This window comes from Streptomyces flavofungini, from assembly GCF_041028215.1.
Taxonomy (GTDB): Bacteria; Actinomycetota; Actinomycetes; order Streptomycetales; family Streptomycetaceae; genus Streptomyces; species Streptomyces flavofungini_B.
Genome location: NZ_JASKYR010000059.1, coordinates 1 through 18,352, shown reverse-complemented (window position 1 = coordinate 18,352; position 18,352 = coordinate 1). Strand labels below are relative to the sequence as shown.

15 protein-coding genes are annotated in these 18,352 nt (G+C 72.3%); 13 read left to right on the top strand and 2 right to left on the bottom strand.

Translation table 11 applies throughout. The features are described 5' to 3' along the window. The first annotated feature begins 34 nt into the window (after nt 1–34). From AB8Z36_RS06800 to AB8Z36_RS06770, 7 genes are all read left to right on the top strand, one after another. On the top strand, nt 35–1,048 hold the full coding sequence (locus tag AB8Z36_RS06800) for an LLM class flavin-dependent oxidoreductase (RefSeq protein ID WP_369212275.1): 1,014 nt from the start codon (nt 35–37) through the stop codon (nt 1,046–1,048). Nucleotides 1,049–1,092: 44 nt separating this feature from the next. Continuing rightward, a complete protein-coding gene (locus AB8Z36_RS06795) occupies nt 1,093–1,860 on the top strand; it encodes a thioesterase II family protein (protein ID WP_369212274.1) in 768 nt (255 codons plus the stop codon). A gap of 64 nt (nt 1,861–1,924) precedes the next feature. Further along, entirely contained in the window at nt 1,925–3,409 is a 1,485-nt protein-coding gene (locus AB8Z36_RS06790) for an MFS transporter (RefSeq protein ID WP_369212273.1), read from the top strand. Between the two features lie 224 nt (nt 3,410–3,633). Then, nucleotides 3,634–4,845 (top strand): cytochrome P450, encoded by a 1,212-nt coding sequence (locus tag AB8Z36_RS06785; protein ID WP_369212272.1) that lies wholly within the window; start codon nt 3,634–3,636, stop codon nt 4,843–4,845. A gap of 118 nt (nt 4,846–4,963) precedes the next feature. Next, nucleotides 4,964–5,920, top strand: a complete 957-nt coding sequence (locus tag AB8Z36_RS06780; RefSeq protein ID WP_369212271.1) for a diacylglycerol/lipid kinase family protein — start codon at nt 4,964–4,966, stop codon at nt 5,918–5,920. Between the two features lie 42 nt (nt 5,921–5,962). Continuing rightward, nucleotides 5,963–6,331 carry a nuclear transport factor 2 family protein gene (locus tag AB8Z36_RS06775; protein ID WP_369212270.1) on the top strand — a complete coding sequence of 123 codons (369 nt, stop codon included), beginning with the start codon at nt 5,963–5,965 and terminating at the stop codon, nt 6,329–6,331. 71 nt (nt 6,332–6,402) lie between these two features. Continuing rightward, entirely contained in the window at nt 6,403–7,956 is a 1,554-nt protein-coding gene (locus AB8Z36_RS06770) for an MmgE/PrpD family protein (protein WP_369212269.1), read from the top strand. A 43-nt stretch (nt 7,957–7,999) separates the two neighbouring features. On the opposite strand, the gene AB8Z36_RS06765 is transcribed toward AB8Z36_RS06770, so the two are convergent. Next, nucleotides 8,000–8,644, bottom strand: coding sequence for a ScbR family autoregulator-binding transcription factor (locus AB8Z36_RS06765; protein ID WP_369212268.1), 645 nt, complete (start codon nt 8,642–8,644; stop codon nt 8,000–8,002). A gap of 307 nt (nt 8,645–8,951) precedes the next feature. Between AB8Z36_RS06765 and AB8Z36_RS06760 the strand changes: the two genes are divergently transcribed. Next, entirely contained in the window at nt 8,952–9,974 is a 1,023-nt protein-coding gene (locus AB8Z36_RS06760; RefSeq protein WP_369212267.1) for a ScbA/BarX family gamma-butyrolactone biosynthesis protein, read from the top strand. Here AB8Z36_RS06760 and AB8Z36_RS06755 read toward each other — a convergent pair. Further along, complete coding sequence (locus AB8Z36_RS06755; RefSeq protein ID WP_440581869.1) at nt 9,957–10,553, bottom strand: TetR family transcriptional regulator; 597 nt, start codon at nt 10,551–10,553, stop codon at nt 9,957–9,959. The two genes, AB8Z36_RS06760 and AB8Z36_RS06755, sit on opposite strands and share 18 nt — an antisense overlap. 116 nt (nt 10,554–10,669) lie before the next feature. On the opposite strand from AB8Z36_RS06755, the gene AB8Z36_RS06750 reads away from it, so the two are divergent. From AB8Z36_RS06750 to AB8Z36_RS06730, 5 genes are all read left to right on the top strand, one after another. Further along, entirely contained in the window at nt 10,670–11,902 is a 1,233-nt protein-coding gene (locus AB8Z36_RS06750) for an oxidoreductase (RefSeq protein ID WP_369212265.1), read from the top strand. After that, nucleotides 11,889–12,527 carry an HAD family hydrolase gene (locus tag AB8Z36_RS06745; protein WP_369212264.1) on the top strand — a complete coding sequence of 213 codons (639 nt, stop codon included), beginning with the start codon at nt 11,889–11,891 and terminating at the stop codon, nt 12,525–12,527. Before AB8Z36_RS06750 ends, AB8Z36_RS06745 begins: the two co-directional genes overlap by 14 nt. 117 nt (nt 12,528–12,644) lie before the next feature. Continuing rightward, nucleotides 12,645–13,448 carry a hypothetical protein gene (locus AB8Z36_RS06740; RefSeq protein WP_369212263.1) on the top strand — a complete coding sequence of 268 codons (804 nt, stop codon included), beginning with the start codon at nt 12,645–12,647 and terminating at the stop codon, nt 13,446–13,448. Between the two features lie 34 nt (nt 13,449–13,482). After that, nucleotides 13,483–15,555 (top strand): CHAT domain-containing protein, encoded by a 2,073-nt coding sequence (locus AB8Z36_RS06735; RefSeq protein WP_369212262.1) that lies wholly within the window; start codon nt 13,483–13,485, stop codon nt 15,553–15,555. Beyond that, nucleotides 15,555–18,352, top strand: a 2,798-nt coding sequence (locus tag AB8Z36_RS06730) for a hypothetical protein (RefSeq protein WP_369212261.1), incomplete at its 3' end; no start/stop codon positions are given. The genes AB8Z36_RS06735 and AB8Z36_RS06730, both read left to right, overlap by 1 nt.

The window sequence follows — 18,352 nt, the reverse complement described above, 5'->3', positions numbered from 1 at the left end:
ACCCTCCGTACCGCACGAACCGGACACCCACCCCATGCAGTCCACGGCCGGGCCCTTACGCATCGGCGTCCTGCTGCCCACCCGGGAGCAGGCCATCAACGGCACCTACGCCGCCGCACCGCTCCTCGACTTCGCGCGGCAGGCCGAGGCCCTCGGCTTCGACTCGCTGTGGGCGGGCGACTCGCTCACCGCACGGCCGCGCCTCGACCCGCTCGTGGTGCTCTCGGCGGCGGCCGCCGCCACCACCCGCATCACGGTCGGCACGGCGGCGCTCACCCCCGCCCTGCGCCACCCGCTGATCGGCGCCAACATGATCTCCAGCCTGGACCATGTGGCCGCCGACCGGCTCGTCCTCGGGCTCGGCTCGGGCTTCCCGATGCCGGAGACCGAGGAGGAGTTCGCCTCCGTCGGGGCGTCCTTCGCGGGCCGCGTCGGACGGCTCGACGAGATCGCGTCGCTGTGGCGCACCGCCTGGCGCTCCGGCGAGGACGGCGAGCCTTCGGACTTCGAGGGCAAGTTCTGGCAGGCCGAGCGCCTGGAGCGGCTGCCGAAGCCCGCCACCCCGGGCGGTCCGCCGCTCTGGCTGGCCGGCAGCGACACCCCCAAGGTGCTCGCCAGGGTCGCGCGGAAGTACGACGGCTGGCTGCCGTTCCTGCCCGACGCCGAGGCGTACGGCAGGGCCCGCGCCCGCATCGCCGAGCTGGCGGTGGAGGCGGGCCGCGCGCCCGACGCGGTCACGCCCGCGATCTACGCAACGGTCACCGTCAACCGGGACGAGGCGGCGGCCAAGGCCGAGCTTGAGCACTACATCGAGCACTACTACGGCCGCACGCTGGAGCAGATGTCGGCCATCCAGGCCTATGGCTGGGGCAGCGCCGAAGCCTGTGCCGAGTGGCTCGGCGCCTATGTGCGGGCGGGCGCGAAGCACCTGGTCATCCGGGTCGGATCGCTCGCCCCCGAGCCGCAGTTGAAGGAGATCGCCGAGGTGCTGCTGCCCGCGGTACGCGCCATCGGGGAGCAGACGAACGCAGGGAGTACACAGTCGTGAGCAACGCCACCGCCACAGCCACCGTCGCCGCCCTGGGCCAGGACATGTCGAGCGCGGGACAGTGGTTCCAGCCGGTCGAGCCGTCCCAGGACGCCTCGGTCCGCCTCTTCATGCTGCCGCACGCGGGCAGCGGCGCCATCATCTACCGCGACTGGGAGCGGCTGCTGCCCAAGGACATCGCCCCGCAGGCGGTGACCCTGCCCGGCCGCCACAACCGCCGCGACGAGCCGACGTACGAGAACTGGGAACCGCTGCTCGACGCGCTGCACGAGGCCGTGCTCGACGACCTGGACGAGCGTCCGTTCGCCTTCTTCGGGCACTGCCTCGGCGCGCAGCTCGCCTTCCGCCTCGCCATCCGCATGGAGGAGGAGACCGGCCCCAAGCCGATCCTCGTCGGGATGTCGGGCTGGTCGCCGGAGGGCTTCTTCCAGCCGACGGAGGAGCAGAGCCGGATGCCCGACCCCGAGCTGATCGAGTGGATCAAGAAGCTGGGCTCGTTCCCCGCCGAGGTCTACGACAACCCCGAGATGCTCGCCCTGGTCGTCCCGGCGCTCCGCGCCGATCTGCGGGTCGCCGCCCAGTACATCGACGACGGCGCGGGCACGGCCTGCCCGCTGGTCTCCTACGGCGGCAAGTCCGACCCGCTCCAGGAGCACCCGGACGCCATGTCGCACTGGGCGGAGCGCAGCCCCGACTACCTGGGGCACAGCGAGTACCCGGGCGGCCACTTCTACATCGACAGCCACGCCGAGGCCGTCACCACGCACTTCGCCCAGCGGCTCCAGCGGCTCGTGGCCGCGGCCGCGCGCTGATCCACCCGGCCGCCCGATGGGGGAGCGGCCGGTCCAACGGGGTACGACTCAGGAAGGGTCGGTCATGACCACCGAAGCGGAAATCACGAGCGCGGACGTCCGAAGCATCGTCGCGCCAGAGGCCGCGCCGCCGCCGGAGGAGGCCGCGGCGGCCAAGCCCTCCTACGGGGCGCTCCTGGTCGTCCTGGCCGGCCTCTTCATCACCAATCTGGACTTCTTCATCGTCAATGTGGCGATCCCGTCGCTCCAGACGAACATGCACGCCACGTCGGCGGAGATCCAGCTCATCGCCGTCACCTTCACCATCGGCCTGGCCGCGCTGCTGATCACCGGCGGCCGGCTCGGCGACCTCTACGGCAGGCGCAAGGTCTACTCGGCGGGCGTGCTGCTCTTCACGGTCGCCTCGCTGGCCTGCGGATTGGCGCAGAACATGACCGAGCTGATCGTCGCCCGCGGTGTGCAGGGCGCGGCGGCGGCCCTGGTCATCCCGCAGGTGCTCGGCATCCTGACGACCGCCTACTCCGGCAAGCAGCGGGAGGTGGCGTTCAACGCGTACGGGATCGCGCTCGGTGCGGCGGCGGTGTTCGGCCAGCTCATCGGCGGGCTGCTGATCCAGGCCGATCTGTTCGGCTCGGACTGGCGCTCGATCTTCCTGATCAACGTGCCGATCGGCGTGCTCGTCCTCGCGCTCACCCCGAAGCTGGTGCCGGAGTCGAAGGCGGAGGGGCGCACGGGCCTCGACTGGACCGGTGTCGTGCTCGTCACGGCGGGTCTCACCGCCGTGGTGCTGCCGCTCGTCATCGGCCGCGAGCAGGACTGGCCCGTCTGGACCTGGTACTGCATGGCGGCGGCGGTCCCGCTGCTCGGCGCCTTCTGGGCGAGCCAGCGCCGGCTGGCCGCGCGCGGCAGCTCGCCGCTGGTGAGCCCGTCGCTCTTCCGTGACCGCGCCTTCACCGTCGGCTCGGTCGCCATCCTCGTCTACTTCTCGGTGATGGCGTCCTTCTTCCTGGTCCTCGCGCTCTACCTCCAGCAGGGGCACGGCACGTCCGCCCTGGAGTCCGGGCTGCTCTTCGTGCCGCTCGGCCTCGGCTTCTTCGTCGCCTCGGCGATGGCGCCCAAGTTCGCCGCGAAGCTGGGGCGGCAGGCGCTGACGCTCGGCGCGCTCGTGGTGGCCGCGGGCGATGTCGCCTTCGCGCAGACCGCGTCGGCGCTCGGCACCTCGGGCTCGGTCGCCTGGTGCATCCCCGTGATGGTGGTCTGCGGCTTCGGCATGGGCCTGGTCGTCGCGCCGCTCACCTCGCTGGTCCTGGAGAGCGTGGCGCCCGAGCACGCCGCCGCGGCCTCCGGCGTCTTCTCCACCGGCCAGGAGATGGGCAACGTCCTGGGCATCGCGGTGATCGGCGTGGTGTTCTTCGGCGAGGCCGGGGACCATCCGACCGCGCAGGGCTACGGCGACGGCTTCATGCTGAGCCTGTACGTCCAGGCGGGCATCTGCGTCCTGGTCGCGGCCCTGGTGCAGCTGCTGCCCCGCAAGGCCGCCAAGGCCTGAACCCCGGCCCTGCCAAGGGCTCTTCGAGCGGCGGGTGCCGCGGAGCGATTCGCTCCGCGGCACCCGCCGTTTTCCGTGTGCCGGGGCCGGTCCCCGGGGCCGGAACCGGATGCAAACATTCGGCCAAAAAAGGGTGTTGACAAATCAGTCGGACGTCAGAGTCGAGTCAGACCATTCGGACAACATGACGGAAAGGAATCAGCCACCACTCAGGGGGAAACTTCATGACGATCACTCCTGTCGCACCAGCGGTCGACGCCCGGCTCGCCGCGTGGCCCATGCCGCGCACCTGCCCGTACTCGCCGCCGGACGCCTATGCCGAGCTTCGCGGGGGAGCTCCGGTGAAGGTCAGGATCAGGACAGGCGAGGCATGGCTGGTGACGCGCCACGCGGACGTCCGCGCGGTCCTGATGAACCCGGCCTTCAGCTCCGACGACACGCTGCCCGGCTTCCCGGTGCGCATCCAACTGCCACCCGCCCCCCGGGTCATGTCCTTCACGCGGATGGACGGCCCGGAGCACGGCCGCCTGCGCCGGATGGCGATGACCGAGTTCACCGCCCGCCGCACCCGGGCCCTGCGCCCCTCGGTGGAGCTCCTGGTGGACCGGCTCGTGGACGAGCTGGCGCGCGGGCCGCGCCCGGTGGACCTGGTGGAGCACTTCGCGGTCCGGCTGCCCTCGCTGGTCATCGCCCGCATGCTGGGCGTCCCCGAGGCCGACGAGTGCGACTTCACCGAACTGAGCCAGGCCGTCCTCTCCCAGGACGCCACGCCCGAGCAGATCTACGCGGCCTTCATCGAGATGACGCACTATCTGGACGGGCTGATCGAGCGCAAGCGCCGCGCGCCGGAGCAGGACCTGCTCAGCCGCCTGGCGACGCGCTACGTGGCCACCGGCGAGCTCTCCCACGACGACCTCGTGGCGATGGCCCGGCTCTTCCTGGTCGCGGGCCACGAGACCACCGCCCACCAGCTCAGCCTGAGCGTGCTGAGCCTGCTGCGCGAACCGGAGCAGACCGCGCGGCTCCTCGACGAGCCGGCGCTGTTCGCCCCGGCCGTCGAGGAACTCCTGCGCTACTGGTCCATCACCCAGGACAACCAGGTCCGGGTCGCCGTGGCCGACGCGGAGATCGGCGGCGCCCGCATGGCGGCGGGCGACGGCGTGATCCTCGCCTACCCCAGCGCCAACCACGACGAGAGCGTCTTCCCCGGCGGCGACCGGCTCGACCTCTCCCGTGACGCGAGCCGGCACATCGCCTTCGGGTACGGGCCGCACCTGTGCCCCGGCGCCTCACTGGCCCGCATGGAGCTGGAGGTCGCCCTGCGCGCCCTCTTCGGCCGCTTCCCCGGCCTGCGCGTCGCCGATGTCCCGGGCGCGGTCTCGTTCCGCGAGAACACCATCAACTACGGCCTGAACGCCCTGTCCGTCACCTGGTAGAGCGCCGTCAGAGGCGCGTCAGAACCGTGTCAGCGCCGGGTGCGAGAGTCGTTCGCAGGTGCTACCGGAGCCAGGTGTCACCGGAGCAGGTGCTACCAGAGCAAGGAGTACGCCCGACATGGCCGACAGCAGCGACGCCGCGGGCCCCACCAGGGCCCTGGTCATAGCCAATCCCGCATCCGGCAGCCACAGCCCGGCCCTCGTGCGCGAGGTGCGGGAGATGTGCTCCGCCCACCTCGCGCAGACCGAGGTCCACCTCACGACCGCCCAGGGTGATGCGACCGTCTTCGTGCGCCGCGCCCTGGAGCGGGCCGAGGGCGCGCCCGACCTCGTCGTCGCCATCGGCGGCGACGGCACCGTGCGCGAGGTCGTCCAGGGCCTCCACGGGGCCGTCGGACGGGCCGCGCTCATGATCGTTCCCGGTGGCACGGGGAACTCCGCGTACAAGATGCTCTGGGGCGAGCGGCCCTGGAGCGAGGCGCTGAAGTCGGTGCTCGCCGACTCCGGCGCCGGAGGCAGCGCGCGGCTGCGCCGGCTGGACCTGGCGCGGCTCGCCGAGACCCGTAACTGCGTGCTCCTCGGCTCGTGCAGCGGTGTGATCGCGGACGCGCTGATCACCGCGGCGGACAGCCCGCTCAAGGGGCGCGAGCGGTACGCGAAGGCGTTCGCCGACACCGCGGCGGGCTACGCCCCCTACCCGGGCCGGGTCGTCGTCGACGGCCGGGTCGTGCACGAGGGCCCGACCGTCCTCGCCAACGTCGGGGGCGGGCCCTACCGGGGCGGCCGCTTCCTGGTGCTGCCCGACTCACTGCTCGACGACGGACTGCTCGACGTCTGTGTCATCGGCGGCGCGGTGGCCGCCGCCGACGTCCCCGGACTGACGCTGCGCGCCGACCACATGAACCACCCGGCGACCGTGTACGCGCGCGGCCGCACCATCACCGTCGAACGCACCGACGGCGAGCGCCTCCCGCTGGAGCACGACGGCGAGTACCAGCACGCCATCGGCTCCTCGGCCACCTTCGAGGTCCTGCCGGGCGCCCTGGCCACCTGGGCCCCGACGGAACCCGTCTGACCCTTTCTCCTCCGTACCACGCTCTCGACCAAGGAGACCTCCATGAGCGACCTGAACAACACCGTCACCCGCTACCTCGCCATCTGGAACGAGGCCGACGCCGACAAGCGTGCCGCGGCCATCGCCGAGCTGTTCACGGCGGACGCCCCGTACATCGACCCGCTCGCCGCGGTCGAGGGCCACGAGGGCATCGGTGCCGTCATCGCGGGCGCCCGCGACCAGTTCAAGGGCCTCAGCTTCGAGCTGATCGGCACGGTGGACACCCACCACAACATCGCCCGCTTCCAGTGGGGCCTCGTGACCGAGCCGGGCGCCGAGCCGATCGCCATCGGCTTCGACGTCGCGGTCACCGCCGACGACGGCCGCATCAAGGGCGTCTACGGCTTCCTCGACAAGGTCCCCGCGGCCTGATCACCCGGTGGGGCGGTACGCCACCGGCGTACCGCCCCACCGGTCCTTCACAGAAAGGCAGGGTGCCTCACATGTCGGCGATACTGGCCGAACGGGTGGCCCGGACGCTGTGCGAGCAGTGGGAGCCGCCACGGGTCACGGGCCCGCGCGGCACCACGGACACACCGCTGCGCGAACTGTCCCGGTGGGCCGCGAGGCTGCGCCCCCAGGACGTCCCCTGCCGGGTCCTGAAGCTCGCCGCGAGCCAGGTCCTCTCGCAGATCGCCTCCATCAGGGCGGGCCTCGCCCACCCGCTGGGCCGCAAGCTCGTGGCCGCCTTCGGGCACCCCATGCAGCGCGACCCCCGGACGGCCGCCGGGGTCTTCGCCGCCCTCGGCTCCTGGCTCAACCTCGACGACACCGCGTACGCCGGACACCTCTCCAACTCCACCGTCGCGGTGCCCCTCGCCTTCGCCTACGCCCGCAAGCTCGACGGGCTCTCGCTGCTGACCGCCGTCGTCGCCGCCAACGAGTGCGCCGCGCGCATCACCGCGTCCGCGACCCTCGGCCCGCTGCGCGGCCAGAGCGCCGTCCACACCCACCTCGCGGGGGCCGTCGCGGGCCGGCTGCACAGCGACCGGGCCCCGGCCCACCAGTGGGAGAACGCCTTCGGCCTGGCCTTCGCCATGCCCAACTGGCCGCTGATGCGCGCCTTCCTGGCCAGCGACGCCCGGCTCTTCAACACCTTCACGCCCGTACGCACCGCCATGGACGCCTGTGACGCGGCGGCGGCCGGGCTGCGCGGCGCCCCCGACATCATCGAGCACCAGGACGGCTTCCTGGCCCGCTTCGCCACCGTCCCGCTCCCGCAGGCCGTCGCCAAGGGCCTCGGCAGCCGCTGGCACACCGACACGCTGTCCTTCAAGATGCACCCCGGAGGGCCCGGCATCGACGCCGCGGTGGACTGCGCCTCGGAGATACACCGGGCGATAGGCCCGCTCCGCCCGCGGGACGTCGCGGAGATCGTCGTGGAGGCGTCGCTCTACACGCTGTTCGCCGGGGAGCGCGCGGCCCAGTACGTCAACGGTCCCGGTTCCCCCCTCGGCGCCCTCGTCCTCGACGTGCCCTACCCGGTCGCCACCACCCTGATGACCGGTGAGTTCTCCGTCGACGACTTCTCCTCGCCGCGCCTGGACGACCCCGGGCGCTGGGAGCTGGCCCGCCGGGTCCGCTTGGAGCACGACACCAGCATGACCCGCGAACTCTTCCTCTCCGACGCCCCGTTCGGCGAGGCCGTGCGCGAGGCGGGCCCGGAGGCCGTGCCCTGGCTGCGCGGCTTCGGCGGCGACGAACTCGTGGACCTCGTCGGCAACCTCGGCGCGGCGGGCCAGGACTTCTCCCGCTCGACGAAGGCGACCGGCGCCCGGGTCACCGTACGGCTGACCGACGGGCGGACGGTGACCCGCGGGCGCCTGATCCCGGTCGGCGCCGCGGGCCCCGACACGCGGTCGCGCCACTCGGAGATGGTGCGCGAGAAGTTCCTCGCGGTCGGCGGATCGCAGCAGGTGGCGGACACGGTCGGCGCGCTGCACCGGATGCGGCCGCGCGGCGTGCGCCGCTGGATCGAGGCGGCCTTCCTCGACTGACGGCGCGGCGGAGGCGGGGACAGGGCCTCGGCGGCCGCGGGCGTCAGCGCAGCGGCAGGAAGGCGTCGACGATCTCCTGCACCCGGTCCACGACGTCCTGCCGGTCGGCCTGGACCCAGGAGATGTGCTGGGCCCCGAAGAGCGCCGCGCGCAGGACGCGCGCGAGCGCGGCCGGGTCGGAGTTCTCGGGCAGGGTGCCCGCCTTGTGGCAGTTCTGAAGCAGCTCGGTGAGCAGGTCGGTGAAGCCGACGTAGGGGATCGGCATCTCGCTCTTGATGTACGGGCGCTCGATCTGGAGCCGGGAGCCCGCCTTGATGTAGTCGTCCTCACGGAAGCCGCGGGCCACCGCGAGCAGGACGTCGACCACCGTCGCGGGGGAGGACTGGTCGCCCTCCAGGACGGGCGCGATGATCTCGTTCAGGCGGCGGTAGAACTCGTCCGCCACGGAGGCGGCGATCGCCTCCTTGTTGGCGAAGTGGAAGTACACGGCCCCCTTGGTCATCTCCGCCTTGTCCGCCACGTCCTTGATGGTGACGGCGGGGAAGCCGGTGTCGGCGAAGACCGAGGCCGCCGCGTTGAGGATCGTTCTGCGGGTCTGGATCGCCCGCTCCTGCTTCAGGTGCGAGGTGTCGTTCGACGGCGTGGGGGTCGGGAGGGGCGGCAGCGGTGTCTTGCGGTGGTTGCTCATGGCGTCCATATCGTGCGCAGTCGATCTGATCGGATCAGGGCGTTCTCGCCGGCCCGGCGGTGCACAGCGGCCGTGAGGTGTGCGTTTGCCTCCCGCGGCGCGAAGTGACGCGTACGCAGCGGTAGTTGATGGTGACAGCATGCGGTTTTGGCTCTTGAAATATACCTTCTCGGAGGTATATTAATTCCCGCGCAGCAAGGCTTCACACGTCTGTTCTCCTGCAAGAGTTGGTCCTGATTTGGGGGAAGCGTTGTCTCAGAAGTCGGTCGTGCTCATCGATACTTCCAGAAACCCGGAGGCCGCATCAATGGCTCTCACGGCACCTGGCCTCACGTTCCTCCGGCCGGTCCCCCGCGAGCTGGTGCACCGCAGCTCGATCGCGGAGGTGTTCGTCACCGACGGCTGTCGTACAGGCGACAGCCGTTTCTCCATCGCGGCGCAGTGGCCGCGCGACCACGCCCTCTACCACCCGGACGCACAGAGCCTCAGCGACCCGATGCTCTTCGCGGAGACCATCCGCCAGGCGCTCCTGTACATCGGCCACGAGTACTGCGAGGTGCCGCTCGGCACCCGGTTCGTCGGCCGTGACCTGTCCTTCGACATCACCGACCCGGCGGCCCTGCGGGTCAACGGCACGCCCGTCCCCGTGATCCTCGACGCGGAGTGGACCTGGGAGGAGGGGCGCCCCAGGGGAGCGAGGCTCGACGTCCGGCTCCTGGTGGACGGGGCCCTCTGCGGCACCGGGACGATCCGCGTCTACCTCATGGACGACCGCAGGTACGGACTGCTGCGGCGGATGGCCTGGGGCGGCGACGTCCCGCCGCTGCCCGTCGCGGGACCGGTGCCCCCCGCCCCCCTCGTGCCGCCGCGCCGGGTGGGCAGGCTGCGGTGGAAGGACTGCGTCCTTGAGCGCTGCTGGCCGGACGGGGACTGGCAGTTGCGCCTCGACCGGGACCACGCGGTGCTGTTCGACCACCCCACCGACCACGTGCCGCTCATGGTCCTCATGGAGGGCTTCCGTCAGCTCGGTCACCTCTGTGTCCACGAGCGGGTGGAGACGCATCTGGGCGAGCGGGCGTACGCGCTTGTGGAAGCCCAGGTGGAGTGTGCGGCCTTCGCCGAGCTGAACGCCCCGATCAGGCTGGTCGTCGAGCAGAGCGTGCCGGGGGCCACCCCGGACGCCCCCTTCCGGCTGCGGGTCGCGGCCCTCCAGGGGGACACGCTCCTCGCCCGGACGGACATGGCGTGGGCGGCCGTCGCGCCGCGCGAGCCGGCCGCGGGCCCAGGGGGCTGGCCCGCGCTCGCCTCGGCGTCAGGGCTTGCGCCGTAGGGCGTGGTCCAGCACGTTCCACATGGCGGTCACCCGGCTGCCCGACTCCGTCCGCTGCTCGGCGGAGCCCATCCAGAACACTCCGAAGAAGGCGGCCACCAGCAGGTCGGCCACGGCTTTGACGGAGGCGCTCGCCTCCCAGTGCCCTTCCTGCTGCACCTCGCCCACCAGGCAGAGCACCACTGAGTGGGTCTCGTCGAGCAGGGCCGCCGTGCCACCCGAGGCCTGAGCCGTCTCCAGCGTCAGCCGGAGCGCGGCACGGGCCCGTACGTCGCCCTGGAACAGCTCGCCCAGGGTCAGCATGAGGCTCCGCAGCCGTTCGAGCGCGGGGTCGGGGGAGATCTTCGCCGCGGTGAGGGGGAGCGCGACCGCGTCGTTCAGATGCGTGGACAGGACGGCGGCCAGCTCCTCCTTGTTGGAGAAATGACCGTAGAGGGCGCCCTTCGTCAGGCCGATCTGGTCGGCGATCTTCTGCAGGTTGGTGTTCGCGTAGCCATAGCGCGCGAACTCGTGGGCGGCGGCGTCCAGGACGGCGTCATACGTGCGCAAGGCCCGTGCTTGCTTCGGCAAGGTGCACACCTCCTTCACTGGGGATCAAGAGCGGACTTCACGTCGGATCGAGAAGCGAGGGTCCGGCAGCACTAAAGATACGTTCAAGAACGAATTCTAATCGTCCGATGGGGTGTAGGCCACAGATGATTCAGTCACAGAGTCCGGCGTCCGGGTACCACCGGCGATCCGGCGAAACCCGGTCCCTTTCCACCACGGCGGTCGCGAGCGCCGCCGCGTCCGCCGCCGCACACGCCGCCGCGGTCGAGCGCACGAGACGCCTGGACGACGAGACGGCCGGGTTACTCGCCCGCGCAGGCTTCGCCCGGCACTTCGTGCCCCGCGCCTGGGGCGGCGGCGAAGGCACCTTCACCGACCTCCTCGACGCGGCGGCCACGGTCGGCGCGGGCTGCACGTCGGCCGCCTGGTGCGGCGCGCTCTGGGCCGCGCACGGAAGATTCGCCGCCTATCTGCCCCCCGAAGGGCAGCGCGACCTCTGGGGCGCCTCGCCCGACACGCTGATCAGCGCCGTGATGGGCGCCTCCGGGGAGGCCACGCCCACCCCCGAGGGCTGGCTGCTCAGCGGGGCGTGGCCGTACGCGAGCGGCGTCGCCTTCGCCGACTGGCTGCTGCTCACCTCCACCGAGCCGACCGAACAGGGGCCGCGCTGCCGGGTGTTCGCCGTGCCCCGCAACCGCGCCACGATCCTGGACACCTGGGACGCCGAGGGGATGTGCGGCACCGGCAGCCACACCGTCGTCGTCGACTCCGTCCTCGTGCCGCGCCACCGCTCCTTCCTCCTCTCCGACCTCACCGAGGGCACCCCGGGCCCCGGCCGCGCCCGGTGCCACACCGTGCCCGCCCAGCTCGGCGGCGGCCTCCTCTTCTGCGCCCCCGCGCTCGGCGCCGCACGCCACGCGCTCGACGCCTGGTCCCAGTGGGCCGCGCACCGGGCGAACGACCTGCCCGAGGCGGGCGTGCAGCGGCTGCACCGGGCGCTCGCCCTGTCGTCCGACGAGATCGAGGCCGCCCAGCTCCTGCTGAGCGACGCCGCGCAGCGCGCCGACGCCGAGACCTGGACCGAGCGCGACGTCGCGCGCAACCGGCGCATCGCCGCGTCGGCCGTGGGGCTGCTCGCCCGCGCCGTCGAGCGGCTGCACCGCACCGACGGCGGACCGGCCGCCGAGGGGAGCCCGGTCACCGCGGGCCCCGCCGCCGTCGAACGCTGCCGCCGCGATGTGCGGACCATCGCCGGCCACCGGATGCTCCGCCGCGAGCAGGCCGCCACCGACTACGCGAAGAGCGTCTTCTCCGAACTGTCCACCCAGCCCGCGCCGATGCGGGAACTCGCCCTGGAGGCCCACCATGCAGAGCTCTGAGCGCGCCCGTCTGGTCTTCACCGACGTCGACGAGACCCTGATCACCGGCAAGAGCCTGCTCGACTTCCTCGACTACTACTCGGCGGGCAGGTACGGCGCCGAAGGCGCCCGCAGGGCGGCCCGCGTCCGTGCGGACCTGGTGGCGATGACGGCCGCGGGGACGCCGCGCGCCGAGGCCAACCGGGAGTACTTCCGGGCCTGGCGGGGCGAGCCGGTGGCGGCGGTGGAGGAGTGGGCCCGCCGCTGGTTCACCGAACGCAGCGCCGCCGAGGGCTTCTACGTCCGCGAGGTCGCCGCCGAACTGCGCGGCCACCGGGCCGCGGGGGCGCACATCGCCCTGGTCTCCGGATCGTTCCGCCCGCTGCTCGAACCCATCGCCGAGGCGGTCGGCGCCGCACACGTGCTGTGCGCACGCCCCGAACGGTGCGGCCGGGTCTACACGGGCGCGCTCATCGGCGCCCCGGTCATCGGCGAGGAGAAGCGCCGCCTGGTGCGTGAACTCCTCGCCCAGTACGCGCACATCGACCCCGCCGACTGCTACGGCTACGGCGACGACGCGTCCGACCTGCCGATGCTCGCCGAGGTGGGGCACGCGGTACTGGTCGGGGGCGGCGCACGGCACTGAGAAACTCCCCGCAGCATATTCCGGTGCCATGCGCAAGGCCCTCTCATTTCCTGGGTACGCGGGCCTGACCCGCTGCTAATCTCCCAGAAGAAGCCGCGTTCTCAGGGGGGAGCGGCGATGGCCGACGGTGCGTACGACTCCTATCGCGAGGCGATGGGCGATGTGTACGGAGGCTGGTGGCTCGCCTGGCCACTGACCCAGCGGATCCGGGTCAAGGACGTGCGGGCGCTGCACCGCGAGGGGTCGGTCGCCGCCGGAACCCTGGGCGACCGGGGCATCGACGTCAAGACCGCCTTCATGGGCGCCCACGCCGACCTCGCCTACGACGCGGCGGGCACCGTCGCCGTCCGGTTCAAGGCGGCGGGGGCCGCGGCCCAGGGATTCACGTCGGTACCCGCAGCCGAAGCGGGCGCCCGGGTCGAGTTCCACGCGGGGAAGAGCGCCCTCATCGTCTACACCGGCCTGGAGCAGACGGGCCTGGACGACGTGGCCCGGCTCGCGCAGGAGCTGGTGCGGCGGCTGTGGCTCGGCCGGTGGGACGCCGCCCTGTTCGCCGTGACCGACGTCATCAGCGCGCGGTCCGGCACCGTGCTCACCGCCGAACAGGCCGGGGCGAGCGCGGAGCTGCACATCCAGAGCCCGGCGGGCCCGGGACCGCTGCAACTCCTCGACCTCGCGGCGGGCGTCGCCTTCGGGGCGTCGAGCAGGGTCGGCCTGAACTGGACGGGCACGGACCTCACGCCCTGCTACCGGGGCGTGCGCATCCGCAGGACCTGGCTGCGCCGGGTCAAGGAGGAGTACGGCACACCGCAGCCCGGACGCGGCCTCGCCGCGGGCCCCGTGCCTCCCGTACTCCTCGACGAGGCCGGGGACGAGACCTGGTCGGTGGTGGAGCGGGTGGGCCCGGAGAAGCGGCCCTAGCGGTACGGCACGGCGCGAAGCATCGGGGGAAATCATGAGCGACGTCGTTCTCAGCATCCACAAGAACTATGTACGACTGCACAGGGACACCGGCGGCGAGACCGAGTGGCCCCTGGGCGACGAACTGGTCGAGATCATGCACGACCCCACCGGCATCAAGGCCCAGGAGTTCACGGAGGCACTGGAGACCCATGCCTCGCGCCAGACCCGGCTCGACGTCGGACTGCGCCTGTACGAAGGGCTCCTCGGCGGCGCGCCCCCCGACCTCTGGCAGGAGCTCCAGGACGAGGCCGACGAGGAGAGCCCGCTGCGCGTCAGGCTCGACATCGACTCCCTGGAGCTCGCCGTCCTGCCCTGGGAGCTGATGCGGGACAGGCAGCGGGCCCTGTGGCTGAACAGCCGGGTGCTGCTGCGCCGGGGGCGGCACGCCGGATCACCGGGCAAGGCCGAGGAGGGCAACCGCATGGGCCCCCTGCGCACCCTGATCGTGGTGTGCAATCCGCGCGACCCCGACCTCCTCGCCGACCAGGAACTCGCCAAGATCGGGGCGGCGCTGACCTCGCTGCCCGGCCGTATCCACACCGAGGTCCTCGACGGGCCGAGCCTGACCGAGCTCACCGCCGAACTCGCCCTCGTACGCCCGCACGTCCTGCACTTCATCGGCCACGGCATGCGCGCCGTCGCCGGGGAACAGGGCGGCCTGCACTTCAACGCCCGGCAGCCCGGCGCCGGTGCCGGTGCCGAGGACCGTACCGAGAAGCCCGCGGCCCCCGCCTGGACGCTCGGCCCCGAGGAGATGCACCGCCTCTACGACCGGTGGACGCCGCGCCTCGTCGTGCTCAACGCCTGCCGTCAGGCCCACGCGCCCGCAGCGCGGTTCGCGGGCCTGATCGAGGTCTGCCTGGAGCAGGGTTCCGCCGCGGTGGTCGCCATGCAGGCGGACATCGAGTCGCCCGCCGCCGCGGAGTTCTCCCATGTGCTCTACGAGGACCTGGCCCGCGCCCGTTCGATCGACGCCGCCCTCACCAAGGTCCGCCAGCACCTCCAGATGGAGGAGCCCGACGGCCCCGCCTGGGCGCTGCCCGTGCTCCAGTGCGGCATGAGCGACCCCTCCGAGGTCATCCGGATGGACTTCGGCCACACCGAGCCCGAGCTGACCCGGCTCAACGGCAGCGGGCTCTTCGGCGACCTCGCGATGTTCCTCGGCCGCGCCAAGGAGCGCAGGACCGGCTGGTGGGACCAGCGCGGGACGAGCAGGCCCGAGCAGCTCCTCGCCATCACCTCCGCGCAGCCCGCCTCCGGCAAGACCTGGCTGGCCAAGTGGTGCCTGCTCACCTGCATGCTCCGGGGCGACGACGTCACCTACGCCAACCTCTCCGAGTACGAGGGCGGGGGCAACGAACCGGTGACCCTGGACTGGCTCGCCGTGCTGCGGGCCCTGCGCGACGCCTGCACGGACCAGCGGCAGCCCGACCCCGTGCCCCGGGCCGAGTTCGCCATGTTCAACCGGGTGGTCAACCGGGGCCGGATGGGCGGCGACATCTGGGCGCGGCGGCTCCCGGCCTCCGACACCGACGACGGCGGCCCGTTCCTCGTCGACGTCGACCGCCATGCCGAGACCCGCAAGCGGGAGATCTTCCAGGCCTTCCTGAGCACGCTGCGGGCCCGCGTCCAGGCGCGCAGGCGCCCCCATCTGCTGGCGATCGACAACGCGCACAAGATCATCGAGTCCGACTTCAGGACCGCGCTGCTGCCCCAGCTCCTCACTCCGGTGCAGGAGCTGCGCGACGAGTTCCCGCTGCGCGTCCTGGCCGTGGCGCCGCAGAGCTGGCCGGGGTTCAGGCACCTCCAGGAAGTCATGCCGGGCGAACCGGTGGTCCTCACCGACTTCCAGCTGTACGACTACAAGAGGCTCGCCAGGGAGTTCTGGGAGCGCAAGGTGCACAGCAGCACCGTGCCGCAGCGGTGGACGTTCGAGGGGTTCGAGCAGGTCCTCGACTCCTACGCCGGTGCCTTCCAGGGCAGTCACCAGGCCGTGCCCGTCACCGTGTACCAGCAGATGCTGGACGTGCTCCTCGGCATGGCCGGGGTGAGGGAGGCCGGCTGATGACCGATCCCGAGCCCCGTGCCGACGCGCCCTTCGCCGAACTCGCCGAGCGGCTCGACAGGGGCGAGGGCCTGGACGACATCCGCCGCGCCCTGCTGCCCGGCGACTGGACGGACGCCCTGAAGGCCGCGGCCGTCGCCCGGTTCTTCGACGCCGTCACCTACGACTCGGTCCTGAAGGAGTTCGCGGGGGACGACCCGCCGAGCCTCGCCGCCCTCCTGGAGCGCGGGGCGGTCGAGCGGGTCGCGGGCCGCGCGCTGTGCCGGGTCCCCGACGCGTTCCGGCCCTCGTACTTCCTCTCCTGGCTGAGCGACGGCGGCACCGAGATCCCCGAGGCGCTCGTCCGCCTGGAACAGCGGCTGAGCGAGCACTGGCACGCCCGCGGCAAACCCGCCGAACGGATCCGGCACCTGATGCTGGCCGACCCCGACGCCACCGTCGGCCTGTTCAAGTCCCTCTTCGCCGCCAGCGACGTCCGGCGCGACTTCACCCGCTGCCAGGACCTCACCGACGCCCTCGCCGACCCCGACCGCGCCGCCGTCGCCAAGCGGACGCTGCTCAAACTGGCCGAGGACCGCTCCGGCTATCTGCGGGCCCGCACCTACTGGACCGCCGACTACGCACGCTCCGCCCAGTTCCTTGAGCCCGACGGCCTCTGGGACCGGGCCCGGCGGCTGCTCTTCGGCGAGGGCCCGCGCGTCTGGCAGATGTACGGCACCGGCGGCTCGGGCAAGACCATGCAGCTCCGCTGGCTGGTGTCCCGCAAGGCGGTCACCCCGGAGCACGACATCAACTGCGCCCGCGTCGACTTCGACGTCGTCGACCCGCTGAACGCCGCCCGCTGGCCCTGGCTGCTGCTCCTGGAAATAGCCGAGCAGCTCGAACAGCGGCTGCCCTCCCGGGTCTTCGCGGGCCTCGACGAGTACGCGGCGTACCGCTCCCTGCTGCGCCGCCCCACCTCACGCTCCGCCGTCGAGGCCGCCCGCGGCATCCGCACCCAGGACGAGCGGCGCATCGAACGCGAGGTGTTCGCCGCGTTCACCAGCCGCTTCAACAAGAGCCTCGGCACCGGACGGCCGGTGCTCATCGTCGTCGACACCCTGGAGGAGGTCGTCCTGCGCAGCGCCTCGCGCACCGACAGCCTGCTGCGCCTCCTCGGCGAGACGGTGTGCGCCTGCCCGGCGATCCGTCTGATCCTCTCCGGACGCCCCGACCTGAACGTCCGCCACCAACAGGCCCTCGCCACCCTCGGCGCCTACGAGGACGTACGGGTGCCCGGCTTCAGCGCCGACGAGGCCGACCGCTATCTGCACCGCATCCGCGGCATCCAGGACGAGGAGCTGCGGGCCGTCATCGTCCGCCGCAGCGAGGGCATGCCCTTCCACCTGGCGCTCTTCGCCGACGACATCGACCAGAACCCCGAGGCCACCGCCGCGGAGATGGACAGCCTGCGCGGCCCGCTCATCCGCTACCTCGTCAACCGCGTCATCCGCCGCATCGAGGACCCCCTCGTACGCTGGCTCCTGCGCTACGGCGTCATCCCGCGCAGGCTGCGCCGCGAGCACCTGCACGACATCCTCCAGCCCCATCTGCGCGAGCGGATGCTCGCCCAGTCCGCCGAGGACGACCCGCTCACGGACGCGCACCAGCTGCACGGCGGGGACGGCGACGACGTGTTCCCCCTGGTCGCCCAGCCCCTGGACAAGGCGCGCCTGGACGAGGCCTGGCAGAAGGTGCTCGACTACGCCAAGGGCTCCTCCTGGGTCAGCGAGGTGGCGGAGGACGAGGAGTCGCTCGTCTTCCACGGCATGGTGCTCGGCCCCATGCGCGACCTCATCTCCGACAAACCCGTCTTCACCAGGCTCCACAAGGACTTCGCCGAACGGTTCCGCCAGCGGTCCGAGGAGGACCCGGCCAACTGGTCCTGGTACGTGCGCGAAGCCCTCTACCACCGCTTCCAGATGCGGGACCCCACCGCCCCGGAGGCGTGGCACGAAGCGATGGAACGCGCCTGGACGAACGGCGAGACCGACCGCCTGCGGGAGCTCGCCGAGGAGCTCCTCGGCGACGAGTACGTGGACCGCGGCGCCCCCCGGCAGGGCGGCGACGGCCCCCTCATCACCTTCGCGCTGATGGCGGAGGCGCACCTCAACATCGCCTACGCCAAGTTCCGCGACGGCATGGCCGACGGCACCCCCTCCCATGTGCACGACCACATGTGGTCCGAGGTCGAACTGCACCTGGCCGCCGCCGACGAGCTCTACCGGCGCGGCGGCGCCGGACCCGACCGGCGGCACTCGGTGCGCGAGGACGTCCTGCGGGCCACGCTCCTCGGGCTGCGCGGCAACCCCGACGAGGCCGTGCGCCTCATCGACCGGGCGGTCCTCTACCGCATCGGCGTACCCGACCTCGAACGGCTCTGGGCGCTCAGCGTCCGCGCCGCCTCGCTGCGTCTGCTCAACTCGCCGGACGCGGCCACCGCGTACCACCACGTGCTCAACTTCGCGAGCTCGACGGGCCGCAAGGAGATCGCCGCGAACGCCGCGTCCGCCGAGGCCGCGCAGCGCCGTCTGATGGGCGACGTCGGACGCGCCATCGAGCTGCACGCCCAGAGCGCCCGGCTGCGCGCCGCGGCCGGTGTGCCGCAGTTCCGCGCCGTCGCCCAGCAGGCCGGTCTCATGCTGCGCTGCCGCAGGCCCCAGGCCGCGCTCACCGTGCTCGACACGGTGCCGGTGCACACCCCGGCCGAGCGTGCCGACAAGGCCAGGCTCCAGGCCAAGGCACACCTGCTGCTCGG